The 18857-nt window shown below is 66.9% G+C and carries 18 protein-coding genes; 5 read left to right on the top strand and 13 right to left on the bottom strand.

Features of this window, described 5'->3' with window-relative positions; genetic code table 11:
- The first annotated feature begins 34 nt into the window (after positions 1-34).
- Positions 35-1606: a tail fiber domain-containing protein gene (locus tag AC1RJ5_RS16205; protein WP_493114370.1), complete on the top strand. Its 1572-nt coding sequence runs from the start codon at positions 35-37 to the stop codon at positions 1604-1606.
- A gap of 96 nt (positions 1607-1702) precedes the next feature.
- Here the strand turns inward: AC1RJ5_RS16205 and AC1RJ5_RS16200 are convergent, their stop codons facing one another.
- Positions 1703-2659, bottom strand: a complete 957-nt coding sequence (locus AC1RJ5_RS16200; protein ID WP_493114368.1) for a DUF6607 family protein — start codon at positions 2657-2659, stop codon at positions 1703-1705.
- Positions 2660-2682: 23 nt separating this feature from the next.
- The gene (locus tag AC1RJ5_RS16195; protein ID WP_493114366.1) at positions 2683-4899 is read right to left on the bottom strand and encodes a TonB-dependent hemoglobin/transferrin/lactoferrin family receptor; all 2217 of its coding nucleotides are present in this window, start codon (positions 4897-4899) and stop codon (positions 2683-2685) included.
- A gap of 413 nt (positions 4900-5312) precedes the next feature.
- Between AC1RJ5_RS16195 and AC1RJ5_RS16190 the strand changes: the two genes are divergently transcribed.
- Entirely contained in the window at positions 5313-6335 is a 1023-nt protein-coding gene (locus AC1RJ5_RS16190; protein WP_342249506.1) for a glycosyltransferase family 2 protein, read from the top strand.
- 37 nt (positions 6336-6372) lie between these two features.
- Here the strand turns inward: AC1RJ5_RS16190 and AC1RJ5_RS16185 are convergent, their stop codons facing one another.
- Both AC1RJ5_RS16185 and AC1RJ5_RS16180 read right to left on the bottom strand, forming a co-directional pair.
- Complete coding sequence (locus tag AC1RJ5_RS16185; protein ID WP_342249507.1) at positions 6373-7104, bottom strand: class I SAM-dependent methyltransferase; 732 nt, start codon at positions 7102-7104, stop codon at positions 6373-6375.
- Between the two features lies 1 nt (position 7105).
- Entirely contained in the window at positions 7106-7522 is a 417-nt protein-coding gene (locus AC1RJ5_RS16180) for a GtrA family protein (RefSeq protein ID WP_311768414.1), read from the bottom strand.
- Between the two features lie 127 nt (positions 7523-7649).
- On the opposite strand from AC1RJ5_RS16180, the gene AC1RJ5_RS16175 reads away from it, so the two are divergent.
- The gene (locus AC1RJ5_RS16175) at positions 7650-9488 is read left to right on the top strand and encodes an AcrB/AcrD/AcrF family protein (protein ID WP_493114714.1); all 1839 of its coding nucleotides are present in this window, start codon (positions 7650-7652) and stop codon (positions 9486-9488) included.
- Between the two features lie 92 nt (positions 9489-9580).
- Here the strand turns inward: AC1RJ5_RS16175 and AC1RJ5_RS16170 are convergent, their stop codons facing one another.
- From AC1RJ5_RS16170 to AC1RJ5_RS16140, 7 genes are all read right to left on the bottom strand, one after another.
- The gene (locus AC1RJ5_RS16170) at positions 9581-10222 is read right to left on the bottom strand and encodes a MarC family protein (protein WP_184164160.1); all 642 of its coding nucleotides are present in this window, start codon (positions 10220-10222) and stop codon (positions 9581-9583) included.
- Positions 10219-10833, bottom strand: coding sequence for a Cif family virulence factor (locus AC1RJ5_RS16165; protein WP_269573061.1), 615 nt, complete (start codon positions 10831-10833; stop codon positions 10219-10221). Before AC1RJ5_RS16165 ends, AC1RJ5_RS16170 begins: the two co-directional genes overlap by 4 nt.
- The gene (gene folD / locus AC1RJ5_RS16160) at positions 10830-11705 is read right to left on the bottom strand and encodes a bifunctional methylenetetrahydrofolate dehydrogenase/methenyltetrahydrofolate cyclohydrolase FolD (protein WP_493114362.1); all 876 of its coding nucleotides are present in this window, start codon (positions 11703-11705) and stop codon (positions 10830-10832) included. The genes AC1RJ5_RS16165 and folD overlap by 4 nt, the downstream gene beginning before the upstream one ends.
- The gene (locus tag AC1RJ5_RS16155) at positions 11695-12003 is read right to left on the bottom strand and encodes a DUF167 domain-containing protein (protein ID WP_493114360.1); all 309 of its coding nucleotides are present in this window, start codon (positions 12001-12003) and stop codon (positions 11695-11697) included. Before AC1RJ5_RS16155 ends, folD begins: the two co-directional genes overlap by 11 nt.
- 7 nt (positions 12004-12010) lie before the next feature.
- The gene (locus AC1RJ5_RS16150) at positions 12011-12307 is read right to left on the bottom strand and encodes a YggT family protein (protein WP_184165130.1); all 297 of its coding nucleotides are present in this window, start codon (positions 12305-12307) and stop codon (positions 12011-12013) included.
- 88 nt (positions 12308-12395) lie between these two features.
- Complete coding sequence (gene argB / locus AC1RJ5_RS16145; protein WP_269573064.1) at positions 12396-13292, bottom strand: acetylglutamate kinase; 897 nt, start codon at positions 13290-13292, stop codon at positions 12396-12398.
- Between the two features lie 38 nt (positions 13293-13330).
- The gene (locus tag AC1RJ5_RS16140; RefSeq protein WP_493114358.1) at positions 13331-14320 is read right to left on the bottom strand and encodes a DUF1176 domain-containing protein; all 990 of its coding nucleotides are present in this window, start codon (positions 14318-14320) and stop codon (positions 13331-13333) included.
- 59 nt (positions 14321-14379) lie between these two features.
- Here AC1RJ5_RS16140 and AC1RJ5_RS16135 point away from each other — a divergent pair, with 59 nt between their 5' ends.
- The gene (locus tag AC1RJ5_RS16135; RefSeq protein ID WP_269573066.1) at positions 14380-15249 is read left to right on the top strand and encodes a 3-hydroxyacyl-CoA dehydrogenase NAD-binding domain-containing protein; all 870 of its coding nucleotides are present in this window, start codon (positions 14380-14382) and stop codon (positions 15247-15249) included.
- On the opposite strand, the gene AC1RJ5_RS16130 is transcribed toward AC1RJ5_RS16135, so the two are convergent.
- The gene (locus AC1RJ5_RS16130) at positions 15246-15839 is read right to left on the bottom strand and encodes a PilZ domain-containing protein (RefSeq protein WP_493114356.1); all 594 of its coding nucleotides are present in this window, start codon (positions 15837-15839) and stop codon (positions 15246-15248) included. The genes AC1RJ5_RS16135 and AC1RJ5_RS16130 overlap by 4 nt on opposite strands.
- Positions 15840-16351: 512 nt before the next feature.
- Complete coding sequence (locus AC1RJ5_RS16125; protein WP_184164135.1) at positions 16352-17647, bottom strand: NupC/NupG family nucleoside CNT transporter; 1296 nt, start codon at positions 17645-17647, stop codon at positions 16352-16354.
- Between the two features lie 464 nt (positions 17648-18111).
- Between AC1RJ5_RS16125 and AC1RJ5_RS16120 the strand changes: the two genes are divergently transcribed.
- A complete protein-coding gene (locus AC1RJ5_RS16120) occupies positions 18112-18789 on the top strand; it encodes a queuosine precursor transporter (RefSeq protein WP_184164132.1) in 678 nt (225 codons plus the stop codon).
- Positions 18790-18857 lie beyond the last annotated feature (68 nt).

Genomic DNA, 18857 nt, shown 5'->3' with positions numbered 1-18857 from the left:
TGGGAACATCGATTCGCAACCAAAGGAGATCGCGATGTCCCTGCCTTCCTTCCCCACCACTCCGACCACGATCACCACACCGATCGTCATCAAGGGCGACCTCGGCGGCCCCGCGGCGCTGGACGCCGGCAACGTCAAGATTACGTCGACGCAGGATGGGCCGGCGCTGAAACTGGGCGACCTGAGCGACCCGGCTCCGGAGTATCGGCTGAACCTCCGGCTCCATAACCTCAATCTCACCGGCCCGGACCGCAGCACGACGACCAGCTCGGTCGGCATCGCCGTCAACGACACCGCCGATGTCTATGTCCAGGACGGCCTGGTCTCGAGCTATGACTACGCCCTGAAAACCACCGGTGGCCTGATCAGCGACTTTTACGGCCTGACGCTTCGCGACAGCGGCTTCGGCTTCCACCTGAGCGAAACGGCCAGTTTCGCGCCCAACAGTCTGGGCTTTTTCGGGCTCCGCGCGATCAACAATGATCGCGGCGGCTATTCGCACGCCAATCCGAACGGCATCGTCAACTTCTTCAATTCCGAGATCGAAGGCAACAACCAGCTCGGAACCGACAGCGACGGGATCAAGGTCACCGAACATGACGATGCCGGCAACATCAACTATTTCGGCTCGCACTTCGAAGCCAATCCCGGCCAGTACAACCTCTACTACAACGGCGCCGACACCACGAAGAACCTGCTGATGGCAGGGTGCCAGGTCGTCGCCGGCGCCGCCCGGCAGGTGCATGTCGAGCGCGGCCGCGCCACCCTGATCGCATCCCGCATCGCCACCGGCGGAAAGCTCGGCACCTATTTCGGTGCCAACGCTTCGGGCACGCTGATCGACGTCGAGGGCGATATCAACGGTACCTTGTCCGGCGTGGTCTGCATCCGCTCGGGCCGCATCGGCTTCGGCATCAACCCGACACCGAGCGATCCCTGCATCAATATCCAGTCCGCCAGCATCGTCGCGGCATCGAACATCGCGGCGAACTTCCGATCGGATGTCGTCCAGCTCCGTTTCGAAAGGGCGAACGGCACCCGGGTCGGCTATTTCCAGACCTCGGCCACCGGCGATCATTATCTCACCAACGACAATGCGGCCGGCGGCATCGCCCTGGGCGGCCATGGCGTGACGCTGCTCTTCGTCGGTCGCGGCGGCGGCAATGCGATCGAGCCCGGTGCGGATAATACCGTCACCAACGGCTCCGGGCCGCTGCGCTGGTCGACCATCTATGCCGCCAGCGGCACGATCTCCACCTCCGACGCCAATGCCAAGGAGCAGATCCGCGACCTCGACGCGGCGGAGCGCGCGGCCGCCATCCGCTGCAAGGCGCTGGTCCGCGCCTACAAGTTCCGGGACGCCGTCGCCGACAAGGGCGACGATGCCCGGTGGCATTTCGGCGTCATCGCGCAGGAAGTGCGGGACGCCTTTGCCCAGGAAGGGCTGGACGCCCACGCCTATGGCCTCTTCTGCCACGACACATGGGCGGATCAGCCGGAGCTTCTGGACGATGACGACAACGTCCTGAGGCCCTTCGTGCCGGGCGGGGAGCGCTACAGCCTGCGCTACGAGGAGTTGCTGACCTTCATGCTCGCCGCGCTGTAACGCAGGTAAAAAAGGGGGTGCGCACGGGCTTGGGAACTGTGCGCACCCCCGACCCGCTCCGACCAAGGAAAGCGGGCCTTTTCCCGAGGGGGAACTCTAGTTGGCGGCCCTCGTCGCCTGATCCATCAGCGCCTTGGCGGTCTTGATGCCGTCGGCCTCGCTGGTCTTGCCCTGCTGGATCTCGTCGGCGATCTCGAGCACGCGGCCGGCGATCACCGTGCCGTGATCGGCTTCCTCGGTGATGCGGATGCCCTTTTTCGTCGCGGCGATCCGGTCCCATTCACCGCGGATCGCTGCCCAATAGCCCTTGGTCGCCGCCCAGTAATCGTCCGCCGCCTTCACATCGAAGTCGCTGAACCTGGTGTAGCTGTTGAGGACATATTCCTGGACGACCGGCGTGGTGGCGCCGTCCATCTTCAGATTGTCCTGCCAGTGGATCCAGCCGGCCGGCGAGACGGCATGGCGGTTGACGCCCAGATAGCGGTCATAGACCGGCCCGCGCACCGCGTCGCGCCGGGCAAGCGGGCGCCAGGTCTCGTTCGACACCCAGCGGCGCTGGCCGCCAACCGCAACCCACTTGCCCCAGCCGCCATAGCGCGGCGAGTCATCCACCTGGTAGACGGTCTGCGACCAGGCGCCCTTGCGCTCGGCGGCGGGCACGTCGGTCCAGGTCCAGGCGTCGCGGTCCGAATAGACCAGCACCTTCGCCGGCTCATACTGCCAGTCCTGGCGCCAGTGCTTGATCACCATCTTCTTGCCCTCGCCCATGTCGACGACGAGCAGGTGCTGGAGGCGGATGGTCTTGCCATTGTCCTCGATCACCCGGACGACTTCGTTGCCGCCCGACACCTTCACCGGGATCGGGGTGTAGTCGGCACGCCAGGAGGTGCTCTCCTGCATGTCGAACTTCACCTTGTAGGTGCCGGCCATCGCCAGGATGTCGGCGCGGTCCGCCTCGAAGGCGGACTTTGCCACCGGAGCGGCGCTGGTGGTCTGGGCCAGCGCCGGCATCGGCGCGAGCAGCGAAAGGGCAATCGGGAGCAGCAGCTTCATGATCTTGGTCCTCAGAAGCGGGGTTAGAAACGATAGCTGATCGAGACCGAGCCGTTGCGGCCCGGCTGGGTATAGGCGTCACGCACCGTGGAGCTCGCGGCCAGGCCGCGAATGTCCTGCCACAGCCAGTATTTGCGGTCGGTCAGGTTGAACACGCCGCCGCGCAGCGTCACGTCGTTGGTCACGCGAACATAGGCGGTGAGGTCTAGCGTGACGAAGTCGGTGCCGGTGAAGCAGCCCGGCGCCGTGCCGGTGTAGCAGCTCGATCCGCGCGTCCGGGCGATCTCCTTCTGCCCGCCATAGGTCGCCATCAGCCGGCCGCCGAAGCGCCGGTCGGCCGCGTCATAGCCGATGCCGCCCACCACCTTGAGCGGATCGACCGACTGGAGCGGCAGCTTCGCGCCATTGGTGCCGATCGTGTCGCCATGGGCATAGGACAGCGCCAGCGTCGCGGTTACGCCCTGCACCGGGCGCACTTCGGTGCGCGCCTCGAAGCCGCGGATCTTCACCCCGCCCAGGTTGCGCCACTGGTAGATCCAGGGATTGGCCGGCGACGGGAACGGGCGGCCGGTCGTTTCCACCTGGTCGATGAAGTCGTGATAGCGGGCGTAGAAGCCGGTCAGGTCGAACGAAACGAAGTCGTTGAAATAGCGGAAGCCGCCTTCGAAGCTCTCGCTGGTCTCGGGCTTCAGGTTCGGGTTCGAGATGCTGGTGTAGCCGACCGGCGGATTGGCGAAGAAGTTGTTCACCTGGCTCGGCTCGGGCGCCTTGAAGCCCTGGGCATAGTTGGCAAACAGCCGGGCGCCTTCGGTCAGCTTGATCACCGCGCCCACCTTGGGCGAAACGCGCGATCCGTCCTGGCCCGATGCGACGAAGGTCGGCAGCAGCGGGTCCTTCTCCGGCGTCAGCTTGTACGCATCGAAGCGCAGAGCGGGATAGAGCGTCAGCGGCCCGAAGGTGACTTCCGCAGCGGCGACCAGGCCGGCGAGCATATAGTCGGTCTCGGGGAAGGCACGGGTCGGGAAGGTCTCGCCCGCCGGCGGAGTCACGCCGTCGCGCAGGCCCTTCTGGTTGGTCCAGCTAATATCCCCGGCCAGGGTCAGCTTGGCGCGCAGCCCGTCTTCCGCGCCAAAGCCGAGGCGCACTTCGCCCGAGGCGCCATAGACGCGGTTCTCGAAGGTGTTGAGCCGCTCGCGATCGGCGACGGGGCTGCGGTCCTCGTCGGTGAACTGGCGATCCTTGCTGTTCTGCCAATAGCCGCTCAGCCGCGCGAACTCGAGTGTGCCTTCGCCGTTCCAGGTCCAGTCGCCGGCGATGCGGCCGCGCTTGCTGGTGTCGCGCGCCTGCAGCAGGTCGATGGTGGTGCCGGTGGCCGGCAGCGGCGTAAGCCCGGTCAGCACATTGGTGGCGAGCCGGCTGTCGACATATTCGCCGGTGATCCGGAAGCGGTTGTGTGCGTCGGGCTCATAGACGAGCCGGCCGAGCGCCGCATTGGAGTGGCCGTCCTGCGGATTGGGCTCGGTGCGGGCCGTGCCGATGCCGCCGGTAGTGCCCTTGTTGTCGAGCTCGTGATAGTCACGGCGGGTATAGGCGACCATCGCGGACAGGTCGCCGAAGCGGCCGGCGATCACGCCGGTCTCGGAGAATTCATCGTCCGCCGAGCTATAGGCGGCGCGCGCCAGCCCGCCGACCTTCTTGTCGCCCTGCAGGAAGTCCGCGGGGTCGCTGGTGGTGAAGCTCACCGCGCCAGCCAGGCCATCGCTGCCGTACAGCGCCGATGCCGGGCCACGCAGGATCTCGACCGACTTGACCAGGCCGAGGTCGACATAGTCGCCGCGCCCGGTGGATTGCGCGCCAAAGGCGAAGCCATCGGGCACGCGCACGCCGTCCACCTGGATCAGCACGCGGTTGCCGCCGATGCCGCGGATGACGAAGCCTTCATTGCCCGCGCGGCCGGTGGTGCCCTGCGCCGCGCCGAAGCGGGTTGGGCCGCGCGGCACGCTGATGCCGGGCTCGTAGCGGACCAGGTCCTTGATGTCGGTGGTCAGCTCATCGGCCATCTTGCGCTCGTCGATCACGGTGACCGTGGCGGGCACTTCCTTGACGTCGGCCGGGATGCGCGTGGCGGTGACGGTGATCGTCGAGTCCTGCTGCTCGGCGTCCTTCTTGTCCTGCGCCTGCGCCGGCAATGCCGCCGCCAACGCCCAAAGACTGACCCCAAGCGCGATATGCCGCCCCATGCCCGTAAACCCCTTTATGCTAATGCAAGTGATTCTCAATCGCGTGTTCGTTAGGCGCGGGGGCAAAGAGCGTCAACCCCGTAACGAGGTCGCCGGGTGAAAGGCCTGTCCTACAGGGCCTTGTTCCGCTAATGTTCTTACAGCCTCAGGGCCGCTCTTTGACTCAGTGGATCCCAAGCGCAGCACTGCGCGAACGCCCGGAAATGCGCGGGTTCCGCCACGGGCGCGATGGAGCCGCGCAACCTTTCGCGGTTGGATGCGTCTGCTGGCGCAACCGCGCCGCTCTCGCGGACGATATCGTTTCCGGCTTCCGCCGAAGGACGACTCGCGCAACGGATGCAAACATCCGTGTCCACAAGCCTGTGCAACGGGCCGCTCGACGTCGGCCCGTCGCAGCGTTAGAGCGTCCGGTCATGCAAAAGCGTCCCAAGCTCTCCGTCGTCATCCCCTGCTACAATGAAGAGCAGTGTCTCGAGATGCTGCACAGTCGCGTCTCCGGCGCGGCCAAGGCAGCGGTGGGCGACGATTACGAGATCGTGCTGATCAACGACGGTTCGCGCGACAAGAGCTGGGAAGTCATGCAGCGCCTCTCGGCCGGCGACCCCCGCCTCGTCGCGATCAACCTGTCGCGTAACCACGGCCACCAGCTCGCGCTCACCGCCGGGCTCGACCTCTGCTCGGGCGACGAGATTCTGATCATCGACGCCGATCTCCAGGATCCGCCCGAGCTGCTGACCGACATGCGCGCCGCGATGCGCTCGCAGGGTGCCGACGTGGTCTATGCCGTCCGCCGCAAGCGCGACGGCGAGACGATCTTCAAGAAGATCACCGCTGCCTTCTTCTACCGCATGCTCGACAAGATCACCGACACGCCGATCCCGCTCGACACCGGCGACTTCCGCCTGATGACGCGGCGCGCGCTCGATGCCTTCCTGTCGCTGCCCGAGCAGGCGCGCTTCATCCGCGGCATGGTCGCCTGGGTGGGCTTCAAGCAGGTGCCCTTCCCCTATGACCGGCACGAGCGCCATGCCGGCGAGACCAAATACCCGCTCGGCAAGATGATCCGCTTCGCCCTCGACGCGATCACCGGCTTCTCGACCGCGCCGCTGCGCTTCGCCAGCCATGTCGGCCTGATCCTCACCGGCCTGTCGGCGCTGCTGGTGCTCTACATCGTCGCCGGCTGGCTGATGGGCGCGGCGATCCCGGGCTGGACCTCGCTGATGCTGGTCGTGGTGGTACTAGGCGCGGTGCAGATGTTCGTGCTCGGCATGATCGGCGAATATCTCGGCCGATTGTACGTCGAGTCCAAGCGCCGTCCGCTCTACATCGTGGCGGATGTCGCCGGCCCCGTGATGGGCCACGCCTCGCTCGGTTATCGCTACGCCGATTCGGGCGAAGTCAGCGTCTCGCCGGTGACGCCGCGCAGCGAGAGCTAGTCCAATTCCGTCATCCTGGCGAAAGGCGGGATGACGGTTACTTCTTCGGCTCGGCCAGCACGATGATCGACAGGCCCGGCGGCATCGGCAGCCGGCCGAGCAGGTGGCGCTCCAGCCCGAACACCGCCTCGAACGCGGCATTGAGCGGCTTGGGTGGCGGCGAATCGTCACTGTCGTCCTTGCCCGTCAGCTTGCCGACGAAGCGCGCCGCCACGGCGACCGGGAACAGCAGCGAGTTGAACCAGCGCAGCTTGCGCCAGCCCAGCCCCGCCTTTTGCAGCGAAGCGACCAGCGTGCCCTTGGAATAGCGGCGCTTGTGGTGGTTCACCACGTCATGTGCGCTCCACATCCACTGGTGCGCGGGCACCGTAATCAGGATCTTGCCGCCCGGCTTGAGCACGCGCGCGATCGCCTTCAATGCCGCGACATCGTCCTCGACATGCTCGACCACGTCGAGCACCGCGACCAGGTCGTAGCTCGCATCGGCCACGCCGGTCAGCTCGGGCAGCGGCGAGGAGCCGACCTGCTTGCCCAGCCGCTCGCTCGCCTTGGCGGCGGCGGTCTCGTCGATCTCGATCGCGTCGATCTCGCCGAACTGGGCGAGCATCGGCAGGTTGTGGCCGGTGCCGCAGCCGATCTCGAGGATGCGCGCGCCGTCTGGAAGTGCGCCGTAGCGCGTCAGATAGTCGGAAAGGATCTCGCGGCGGGCGCGGTACCACCAATGGGTGGTGTCATGCGCGGCCATGCGCTCGTAGACGATGCGGTCCATCTTATTTGAACACCAGATAACGGTTGAGCGCGAAGGTAACGACAGGGGTCACGAAGACCACGGGCAGCAGCGGAACCCAGGTCGGCTGATGCAGCGGGCCGGTGCAGATCCAGGTGAAGGTAGCGTTCATCGCCATGCCGACCGACTGGACCGCGACGAACTTGGACTGGGTGCCGACGCCGCCTTCGGCCTCATGCCCCTTGAAGCTCCAGCGGCTGTGGAAGACATAGCCGAACACGACCGCGACCAGGAAACCCGCGATCGAGGCGAGCACCGGCGGGATCGCATAGGTGGCGAGCGGCCAGTAGACCAGGGCATAGACGAAAGTCGACGCCAGTCCCACAATGCCGAAGCGGACGAGCTGCCCCAGCACGCCATTCGCCCACATCTCTTCAAATCGCTTGAGTACTGCTGTCACTATCGCTTGCCCAGTGCCGAGCGCCGGCCCTAATGCCTGCATCAATGCGAGGGAAGCGATTTTGAAGCCGGACGTACTGGGCGGGTTCCGCCTCGATCGAGAATTGGACCGCAACTGGCTGCGCTGGATGGCGCTCTTCTGGCTCTGCGTCGTCGCCTGGTTCCTCCACGATCGCCAGGGCAACATCTATTGGCTGCTGCTCGGCGATACCGACGACAATATGCGGCTGATGCAGGTCCGCGCCTGGCTGGCCGGCCAGGGCTGGTACGACCTTCGCCAGTATCGCCTCGATCCGGCGCTGGGCGGAGCGGACATCCACTGGTCGCGCCTGGTCGACCTGCCGCTCGCCGGGCTGATCCTCGCCTTCAAGCCGTTCGTCGGCATCGCCACGGCGGAGCGCTGGGCGTGCGGACTCGCGCCGTTGCTCCCCCTGTCGGTGGCGATGGCCGGGCTGTCGCTCGCGGTACGCCGGCTGATCGCGCCCTGGGCCTGGCCGGTGGCGCTGGTCGTGCTGATGGGCTGCACCTCGACCATGTCGATGTACGCGCCGATGCGGATCGATCATCATGGCTGGCAGCTTGCCTTCCTGGCGCTCACCGTCGCCGGCCTGGCGGACCCGAAGCGCGCCCGCGGCGGCGCCACCGTCGGCCTGGCCAGCGCCGCCTCGCTCACTATCGGGCTCGAGATGCTGCCCTATTGCGCGATGGCCGGGGCGATCATCGCGCTGCGCTGGATCTGGGACCGCGAAGATGTCCGCCGCATGCAGGTCTATGCGCTGACTCTCGGCGGCGGCTCGGCCTTCGGCTTCGCGGTCTTCGCCTCCAACGCCAACCAGGTGCTGCGCTGCGACGCGCTCACCCCGGTCTGGCTCACCGTCATGATCGCCGCCGGCGCGCTGCTGTTCGGGCTGTCGCTGCTCAACCCGGCCAATCGCTGGGTCCGCCTCGCCGTGGCCGCGGCCGCCGGCGCGGTGATCGTCGCCGGCTTCGCCCTGCTCTTCCCGCAATGCCTGGGCCGACCCGAGCAGGTGTCCGACGAGCTGGCCAATACCTGGCTCAACAATGTCCGCGAGGCGCGGCCGATCTACAAGCACGCCTTCAAGACCGCCTTCCCGATGGCGGTGCTGCCGGTAATCGGCGTGATCGGCGCGCTGTTCGCCACCTGGCGCGCACGCCGCAGCGAGGCGCTGGTCGGCTGGGCGGCGGTTGCACTGTTCACTGCCTTCGCCAGCGCGATGCTGCTCTGGCAGGTCCGCGCCGCCCCGGCCGCACAGCTGCTCGCCGTGCCCGGCTCGGTCGCGCTGCTGGTGGTGATCGTGCCCTGGTTCCTGGGCATCCGCGAGCCCTTCGCCCGCTGGATCGGCGCGGTGCCCGCGCGCATCCTCGGCGTGCTGATCCGGGTGTTCGGCACCGTCCTCGCCTTCCTGCTGTTGTCGGGCCTCTGGGCCGGCCTGGTCGTGCCCTTCTTCTCGGCGGACAAGGGCGTGAAGCCGGGCAAGCCTGCCGCACCGGACAAGATCGTCGCCGCCAATGCCGCCTGCGCCCGGCTGAGCAACCTGCGCATGCTCAACGACATCCCGGCCGCGACGATCTTCACCCATGTCGATCTCGGGCCGCGCCTGATCGTCACCACGCACCACAGTGCGATCGCGGGCCCCTATCATCGCAACGGCCGGGCGATCCTCGACGTCCACCACGCCTTCACCTGGCCGACGCCAAACTTCCGCCCGATCGCCAAGGCGCATGGCGCGCAGTATCTGTTGATCTGCCCGAACATGTCCGAGACGACGCTCTACCGCGCCCGCGGCCCCAACGGCTTCTACTCCCAGCTGATCAAGGGCCAGGTGCCGAACTGGCTCGAGCCGGTGACGCTGCGCGAAGTCCGCCCGGGCACGCCGCTGCCGTTCCAGCTGTGGAAGATCCGCTACGACTTGCCGGATGCGCCGGCGAAGGCCGCTACTCGCTAACCTACACCGTCACCCCGGCCTTGAGCCGGGGTCCCGCTGTCTGGCTGCCAAAGAAGAAGCGGGATCCCGACTCAAGGCCGGGATGACGAAACCTAGTGCCCCGTAACCGCCCGCCCGGCGACCAGCGCGGCGCTGATCCCGTCAATCACGAACTGCACCGCCAGCGCGCCGAGCAACACGCCGAGCAGCCGCGACACCACCGCCTCGATCTTGGCGCCGACCACCCGCATCAACGGGCCCGCGGCCAGCAGCGCAAGCAGGGTGAGCACCAGAATCGCCGCCATAGCCGCCAGCACCACGGCGGTGCGCTCGATGCCGTTGTTCTGCGACATCAGCAGCATGGTCGAGGCGATCGAACCCGGCCCCGCGATCATCGGCATCGCCATCGGGAAGATCGAGATGTCGGTCGGTTCCTCGGCCTTGATCTTCTCGGCCCGGTCCTCGCGCCGCTCGGTTCGCTTCTCGAACACCATCTCGAGCGCGATCAGGAACAGCATGATGCCGCCGGCGATCTTGAAGGCATTGAGGCTGATGCCGAGCGCACGCAGCAGCGCCTCGCCGAACAGCGCGAAGCCGAACAGGATGATCGCCGCGACCACCACCGCACGCAGCGCCATGGCGCGGCGATGCGCCACGCTGGTGCCCGCAGTCAGCCCCGCGAAGATCGGCGCGCAGCCCGGCGGATCGATCACCACGAAGAAGGTGATGAAGGTGGAGATGAAAAGCTCGATCATTTGGCGGGCGCCGCGATGTCGTCGGTCAGGACGGAGGTATCTGCCTCGCCGTTCCAGATCGAGGCGTTGAAGTGCCGCGCGCCGTCAGGCGTAACCTGCCAGTACCAGCTGATCGTTGCATCGGGCGACTCGCCATAACCGACCTTCGCATCGGCGGGTGCGGCAATCGATGAGATGCTCCCCCCGTCGGGTCCGCAGGTCGCCCGTACGACGATCGGCTCGGCCGGGCGCGGTCGCGCCTCCTTCAGGGCGTCCCCGCCATCGACGATCCATTTCCAGCTGCCGCCCGTTTCCTTGCGCCACACCGTGCTGAAATAACCCACCGACCCGTCCGGCCGCTTCCAGCCACCGGTATTCACCGCCAACCTGCCGTCGCACGAGACATAGCTCGCCGTCGGCCACCACTCGACCGACTTGGGCGGGTCCTTGCGATCCTTCAGCCAATCCTGCGCCTTCACCGGTTGCGGCACGAACATCGTCGCATCGCTCGCGGCAAATTCGCGGAACGCCGTCCACTGCCCCTTGGCCTGCGCAGCGGCATTGAACGCCCGCTCGGCATCCACTGCAGTCTGCGGAGCAGTGGCCTGAAGGATCAGCGCGGCAAGGATCATATCGTGCCCTTCTCCAGCGTTACGCCCGCATTGCGGTGCGCCGCCACCAGCGTGTTGCGCAGCAGGCAGGCGATGGTCATCGGACCGACGCCGCCCGGCACCGGCGTGATCGCCCCCGCCACGCTCGCCGCGCTGTCGAAATCCACATCGCCGACCAGGCCCGCATCGGTGCGGTTGATGCCAACATCGATCATGGTCGCGCCCGGCTTCAGCCACTCGCCCTTGACGAAGTGCGCCCGGCCCACCGCTGCCACGACGATATCGGCATGCTTCAGATAATGCGGCAGGTTGCGCGTCCTGGAATGGACGATGGTCACCGTCGCGCTTGCCCGGGTCAGCAGCGCCGCCATCGGCTTGCCGACGATGTTCGAGCGGCCGATCACCACCGCATCGAGCCCGGTCAAATCGCCCAGCCGGTCCTCTAGCAGCATCAGGCAGCCGAGCGGCGTGCAGGGAACGAAGCCATGCAGGCCCGTCGCCAGCCGCCCGGCATTGACCGGGTGGAAGCCGTCCACGTCCTTGTCCGGGTTGATCCGCAGCAGCACCGCCTGCTCGTCGATATGCTTCGGCAGCGGCAGCTGGACGAGGATGCCGTCCACTGCCGGATCGGCATTGAGCTGATCGACCAGCGCGATCAGTGCTTCCTGCGTCGTCTCGGCGGGCAGCTTGTACTCGAAGCTCTCCATGCCGCACTCGCGGGTCTGCTTGCCCTTGGAGCGGACATAGACCGCACTCGCCGGATCCTCGCCGACCAGCACCACGGCTAGGCCGGGCACGCGCCCTGCCGCCGCCTGGAATGCGGGAACCAGTTCGGCCACGCGGGCGCGAAGTCCCGCAGCGAACGCCTTGCCGTCGATGATGTCAGCCGTCATGCGCCCCGCCATAGAGACGTTGCGCCACTTCTTCCAGCGCTGTGGGGTCGCCTTCGACACGAAGTCGCTTGAGCCGCGACGTATCGCCCGCGATCAGCGTCACCTCGCGCTTCGCTAACCCGAACGCCTTGGCGACCAGTGGCACCAGCGCCGCATTGGCCGCACCCTCGACCGGCGGCGCGGCGAGCCTTGCCACGAAATGCGCGTCGGTGCCGGCAAGGAAGGCATCGCGCGACGCGCGCGGCGTCACGCGGACCGCGATCTCGATCCCGTCCGCGATGCGCCGCCAGGCCGGCACCGGCCGATCAGTAGACGGCCGGAGCGAGCTGGGCGATCGCCCAGTTCAGCACATAGTCCTTGAGGATGATGATCAGCAGCAGGGCGACCAGCGGGCTCAGGTCGAGCGCGCCGAAATCGGGCATGATCCGCCGGATCGGCCGATAAATCGGCCGGGTAATCGCCTCGAGCGTCTGCCACACCGAGCGGACGAAGTCGTTGTACGTGTTGATCACGTTGAACACGATCAGCCAGGACAGGATCGCCTGGACGATGATGATCCAGCTGAGCACCCACAGCAGATACTGCGCGACCTGCAGGAGCATGATGAGAAAGGACAAGGCGATCTCCGAGAATGGTTGGGCGGGAACTTAGGCAAGGCCGCGCCCCGCAACAACCCCGGCGCTTGCCGGATCAGGCGTGGACCAGCGTTCCCGCGCCCTGGCGGGTGAAGATCTCGAGCAGCATCGCGTGCGGGATGCGCCCGTCCAGGATCACCGCCGCGTCAACGCCCGACCTCACCGCGTTGACGCAGGTTTCGACCTTGGGGATCATGCCGCCCTTGATCGTGCCATCGGCCTTGAGCACATCGACGCGTGCAGGATCGAGATCGGTCAGCAGTTCGCCCTGCTTGTCGAGCACGCCGGCGACATCGGTCAGCAGGAAGAAGCGCGACGCACCGCAGGCGCTGGCGATCGCGCCCGCCATCGTGTCGGCATTGATGTTGTAGGTGTGGCCGTCCGCGCCCAGCGCGATCGGCGCGACCACCGGGATGAAGCCCTGCGCCGCCAGCGAATGCAGGATCGCCGGATTGACGCCGGTCGGCTCGCCGACAAAGCCCAGGTCGACATGGCGCTCGATGCCCTGGAGCGGATCGGCCTCGCGGCCGGTGACCTTCTCGGCAGTGACCAAGCCGGCATCCTTGCCCGAGATGCCGACGGCGCGACCGCCCGCGGCGCCGATCCAGCTGACGATTTCCTTGTTGATCGAGCCGGCCAGGACCATCTCCGCGATGCGCGCGGTCTCGGCATCGGTGACGCGCAGGCCGCCGACGAAGTTCGATTCGACGCCGAGGCGCTTGAGCATGGCGCCGATCTGCGGGCCGCCGCCATGGACGACGATCGGGTTGATGCCCACCGCCTTGAGCAGCACCACGTCCTCGGCAAAGTCGCGCTGCAGCTCCGGATCACCCATCGCGTGGCCGCCATATTTCACGACGAAAGTCGCACCGGCATAGCGCTGCAGATAGGGCAGCGCCTCGGTGAGCGTTTCGGCCTTGGCAAGCAGTGCGGGATCGGGGGCGTTGGTCATGCCGGCCCCATAGGGCCAGTGGGACGCGCCCGCAACTTTCAGCGGAAGACCGCCGTCGCGCGGTAGGTGATAAGCCAATTGGACGAGCCGCGGCACTCGCCCATCGAGCGTGCCTCGATCAGCCGGAAGCGCCGTCCATCCCACACATAGACTTCGGCATTGCCGCAATCCCCAACGCCGCGCCCCTTGTTGTAGCTGGAGAGCCGGCCGTTGCCGAAGCCGGCATTGACCAGCGTGCCGTCGCCGCCATCGAACACGGCGCGCACCGCTTTGCCGCCCGCGACGATGAAGGCGACGCTGCTGAAATTATAGGCCCCCGCGCCGCAGGGCAGCAGCGCCAGCGTCTTGCCGCCGCCGAGCGCGAAGGTCTCGACCTCGGGCACGCTGTCGGCGCCGTCATAGAGCCCGCCGCACTCGCTCTGCTTTTCCATGCCCGCGCGCATCGCCTTGGTCACGACGGCCGGCGCACCTGCAGGGCGAATCCCCATGACCCGCTCGGCTACCGGAGCGGCAGGCACGACGCCGGCCGGCCTGCTACCCTTGGCCACCACTGCGGTCACGGTACCGGCTCGGCCCTGATTGGCATCGATATGCCGCAGGGACGCCGAGGAGCCGGCAAGCGAGATGCGCGCGGCAACCCTGCCGTCTGCGCCCGTCACCACCAGCGCCTTGCCATTGGGCATGGCGGCGGCGATCCGCGCCGCGTCGGCGCCGGTAAAGATCACGCTCTCATCCTTGGCGAGCGCGGTGGCGAGCGCGGCATCGTCGATCTTGAGCGTGACCTTGCCACCCAGCTTGCCGGATGCCCAGACCTCGACGGTGAAACCGCCGGCCGGACCGGCAGCGCGAGTGAGCGACATGCTGGCGTCCCAGGCCGAATCGTCCTCGGGCACCGGCTGGTCGCCCGGCTGGAGCGAAGTCATCTCGCAGCCATGCAGATTGTCGCAGGCCACCACCCAGTCGCCGTAGAGCTTTTCGGGATCGTCTTGCGGGGCCGGGACGGCGAGGAGGAGAGCGAGCAGCAGCATGCGCCAAGCCTAGCCGATTCGACTCCGAATCGATAGGAGCGGCCCAAAGGAGAGACGGCATGAAGACGGTTGGCGTTATCGGTGCAGGGCAGATGGGCGCGGGCATCGCGCAGGTTTCGGCCCAGGCGGGCTATGCCGTGCTGCTCTCGGACGTCGATCAGGCGCGCGCCGAAGTGGGCAAGGCCGGAATCGCCAAGCAGCTCGCCCGCGCGGTCGAGAAGGAAAAGATCAGCGCCGCCGATGCCGAGGCGGCACTGGCGAATATCCGTTGTGTCGGCGGCACCGATGCCTTCGCACCCTGCGACCTGGTGATCGAGGCGGCGACCGAGCGGGAAGCGATCAAGCGCCAGATCTTCGAGGCGGTGGGCAAGGTGCTGGGCGCCGACGCGATCCTGGCGAGCAACACCTCGTCGATCCCGATCACCCGCCTCGCCCAGGCATCGCCCGATCCGGCGCGCTTCATGGGCGTGCACTTCTTCAATCCGGTGCCGGTGATGGGCCTGATCGAACTGATCCGCGGCCTTGCCACGTCGGACGCCACCGTCGCCGCGGTCGAGAAGTTCGGCCAGTCGCTCGGCAAGCGCATCGTCCATGCGAACGACGCGCCCGGCTTCATCGTCAATCGCGTGCTGATGCCGATGCTCAACGAGGCGTGCTTCGCGCTGGGCGAGGGCGTGGCGACGATTCCCGACATCGACGCCGCCTGCCAGCTCGGCCTCAACCATCCGATGGGGCCGTTCACCCTGGCCGACTTCATCGGCCTCGACACCTGCCTCGAGATCACTCGCGTGCTGTTCGAGGGTACCGGCGATCCCAAGTTCCGCCCGGCGCCGCTGCTGGTGAAATATGTCGAAGCCGGCTGGTATGGCCGCAAGACCAAGCGCGGCTTCTATGACTATACGGGCGCGGAGCCGGTGCCGACGCGCTAGGCGCCGCCGGCTTCCGCCAGCTCGGCCTGGCGGTCGAGCGCCCATTTGGCGAGCGTGTCGAACGGGATCGCCGCAAGGAAGGCGATCCCCGCGCGACCGTCATGCGCCCAGCGCACGATGCCGCGGCGGCCCTCAAGCCCATGCACGCCGACGACGACCTCGTCGCCTTCGCGCAGGAAATCGGCTTCCACCTTCACTCCGCCCTGCGACACGTCGATCAGGGTGACGCTCACCCGCATGCCCTCGGCCACCAGGCTTACCGGGCACGCGATGTGCAGCCGCGGCATGCGCTGGACCAGGCCGGGCTCGCCGTGCACCGGCGCATGCAGCACCTCGAGCACGTCGATCTTCTCGTCGAACTGCACGCCGACCATACCGTCAGCCGACCAGGCGACGCGGCCCGCGATATGGTTTCCCGATCGGATCTCCACCGTCACCGGCTCCTCGGGCGGCAGGCTGGTGTGGAGCTTGCCCATCAGCCCACCCGGCGAGATGTTGCGGATCAGGCACAGCGCCTCATAGCCATCCCATCGCAGCATCGCCGATCGATAGACCGAGATTTTCGAACGGTCGTCGGTTCTGCGGTCCATGGTCGGCACTTCGGGCTGGAAGGAGATTTCGGTGCGGATGTCGGCCTCCGACGGCGTGATTGTTGTGACCCGCGGAGAATATGCTTCCGTCAGATGTCTGGAACGTTTCGTAGTCGCAACGAGGCGTGGTAAATGCCGCGACGCATGCGAACCGGCGGCGGTGGCGGGTTCAAAGGCCAGTGCCAGGCAGTCCCGAACCCGCGCCAGCGCCTCCTCGCCGGGTGTGGGCGGCGGTCGTCGCAGGATGCGGAGCGGACGGGCGTCCGGACAGGTGGCAATGAAATTGGTCACGCTTTACTCCAGGTACTGAGGTGCTGGAGAGCGCACATCCGACGCCAGGCCGCGGAGCATCCACGGCACGTACGTTCGATGGCGCGCGACCCGCTCTCCATCCGATGTCGGTTGTTCTTGGCAGGTACAGCGCGCCCCCGGCGCAGCGTTGTGCCTGCGAATATACGTAGTTTTACGAGGTGCCGGTATCCAAAAGGTTAACGCCGGCACCCCGCAAGGGATCAGGGCAGCAGCAGGCCCGCCAGTGCCGCGCTCATCAGATTGGCCAGGCTGCCCGCGAGCAGCGCGCGGATGCCGAGCTTGGCGATCATCGGCCGCTGGTTCGGCGCCAGGCTGCCGGTGGCCGCCATCTGGATCGCGATCGAGCTGAAATTGGCGAAGCCACACAGCGCGAAGGTGATGATCGCGCGGGTGCGCGGCGCCAGATCGGTCATCCCGCCCAGGTCGATAAAGGCGACGAACTCGTTGAGCACCACCTTGGTGCCGAACAGCCCGCCGGCCGCGGTCGCCTCGTGCCAGGAGATGCCGAGCAGGTACATGACCGGGGCGAAGATCGTGCCGATGATCTTCTGGAAGCTCAGATTCTGCAGGAAGCCCGCCCAGGCGGCATGGCCGGTCAGGTCGTAGATCCAGTTGCCGGCACCGGCGAGCAGGCCATTGGCCAGCGCGACCAGCGCGACAAAGGCCAGCACCATCGCACCGACCGCGACGGCGATCTTCACGCCGGTCGAGGCACCAGAAGCAGCCGCCATGATGATGTTGGCAGCGCGCTCTTCCTCGATGTCATGCTCGGCGACCTTGATCGCCGCGTCCTCGGCATCGTCGCCGAGCGGAAGCTCGCCCGCCTTCACCGGCTCGTCGGGCATGATGATCTTGGCCATCAACAGGCCGCCCGGCGCCGCCATGAACGAGGCGGCGAGCAGATAGGGCAGCGAGGCCGGTCCAAGCAGGCTGGCATAGGCGGCCAGGATAGTGCCGGCGACGCCCGCCATGCCGACGCTCATCACCGCGAACAGCTGCGACGGGGTGAGCCGGGCGAGATAGGGGCGGATCACCAGCGGCGATTCGCTCTGGCCGACGAAGATGTTCGCGGCTGCGCACAGCGATTCGACCTTGGTGGTGCCGACCACCTTCTCGATCGCGCCGCCGATCCAACGGACGACGAACTGCATCACGCCCAGATGGTAGAGGATCGACACGAGCGCCGCGAAGAAGATGATCACCGGCAGTGCGGCGATCGCGAAGCTCTGGCCGCCCAGCTCGGGCTTGGCGAGCGGGCCGAACAGGAAGCTGGTGCCGGCGCCGGCATAGCCGAGCAGCGCCGAGACACCGTTGGACAGGCCGTGCAGCGCTGCCTGGCCCCAGCTGGTCCGCAGCACCAGCGCGGCGATGCCCGCCTGGAGGACAAAGGCCGCGCCGACCACGCGCAGATTGATCGCGCGCTTGTTCGACGAGAACAGGAAAGCGATCCCAAGGATCGCGACCACGCCGAAGATGCCGATCGGAAACTGATTCAACTGCTTATTCCCCCAGGCAAACGCCCAAGTCTCTCACCATACACGCTGGAGGGCGCAAGGCCAGAGCCCAGCCGCTCCATTCCCCGCACAAGCGGACACATCCATACGCGGACGCTTGCGAAGCTTGTGCGGAGCGCGCCTGCAATATCCCGCCGGATGCTATGGAACCCGGCCAGGAACAGCAGGAATCCTGCGGAGTCGAAAGTTGCGCCCAAACGCCAGGCGACACGGAAGTTCACACCGGACCGGTGCGCGTTGCAGGGCGACGCATTGATTTCACACCGGAACTCCGGCGCAAATGTCAGCGTATCGACGGTTCAAAGAGCGGCGCCACCCCGAGAGGCGGCAACCAAGGAACAATGCGCGAACATTCCCTACATTGGAAGCCCGTTGCCACCCAGTGGGTGCCCGAGGTCCATGACCCCGGGGCTTGCGATGCGGGCATTTCTCGCTAGCGTCCGCCCATGGACACCATTCGCATCCCGCGTTCGCTCTTCTTCCTGTCGATCTTCTATGGCGGCATGGTCTGCATTGCCGGCGTGCTGGGCAACAAGCAGGTCTCGCTCGGTCCGATCTCGCAGATCGGCAACTGGGTGGGCGTCGGCCCGCTTGCCGTGGAAGCCGGCATCTTCGCCTTCCTGCTGCTCGTCTCGGTCTCCAGCGCCGTCGCCGAGCTGCACGGACCGGACACCGCCCGCCGCCTGGTGCTGATCGGCTTCGTCCCGCTGGTCACTTCCGTACTGCTCTCGATGCTGGTGCTGGCACTCCCCGCCTCGCCGAGCATGGAGCCCGACCGGCTGCACGCCTTCGAGATGATGATGAGCGGCACCCCGCGCATCTGGCTGGGCGGCATCATCGCCTATGGCATCTCGCAGATCCTCAACGTCACCATCTTCTCCGCGCTCAAGAGCGGCGGCGGCAAGCTGCTCTGGCTGCGCGCCGCGATCGCATCGGTGCTGAGCCAGATCGCCGACACGCTGATCTTCATCACCGTCGCCTTTTACGGCGTGTTCCCGATCGGCGAACTGCTGGTCGGCCAGATGCTGAGCAAGGTGGTGCTGAGCATCGTGCTGGTGCCGGCCGCGATCTACCTGTTCGTCGCGTTCGGCCGCAGCCTGGACCGGCGCCGGGCGCTGAATTGAAGCCTTAGGCACTTAGCCGTTCCCGCTCCCCGGCTTTCGCCGGGGAACGAGGAGCCTGGCTACGCAGT

The organism is Sphingomonas sp. GW822-FHT03G08 (assembly GCF_058801135.1).
The sequence above is the reverse complement of the archived record's forward strand: the minus strand, read 5'-3'. Positions and strand labels throughout refer to the sequence as shown.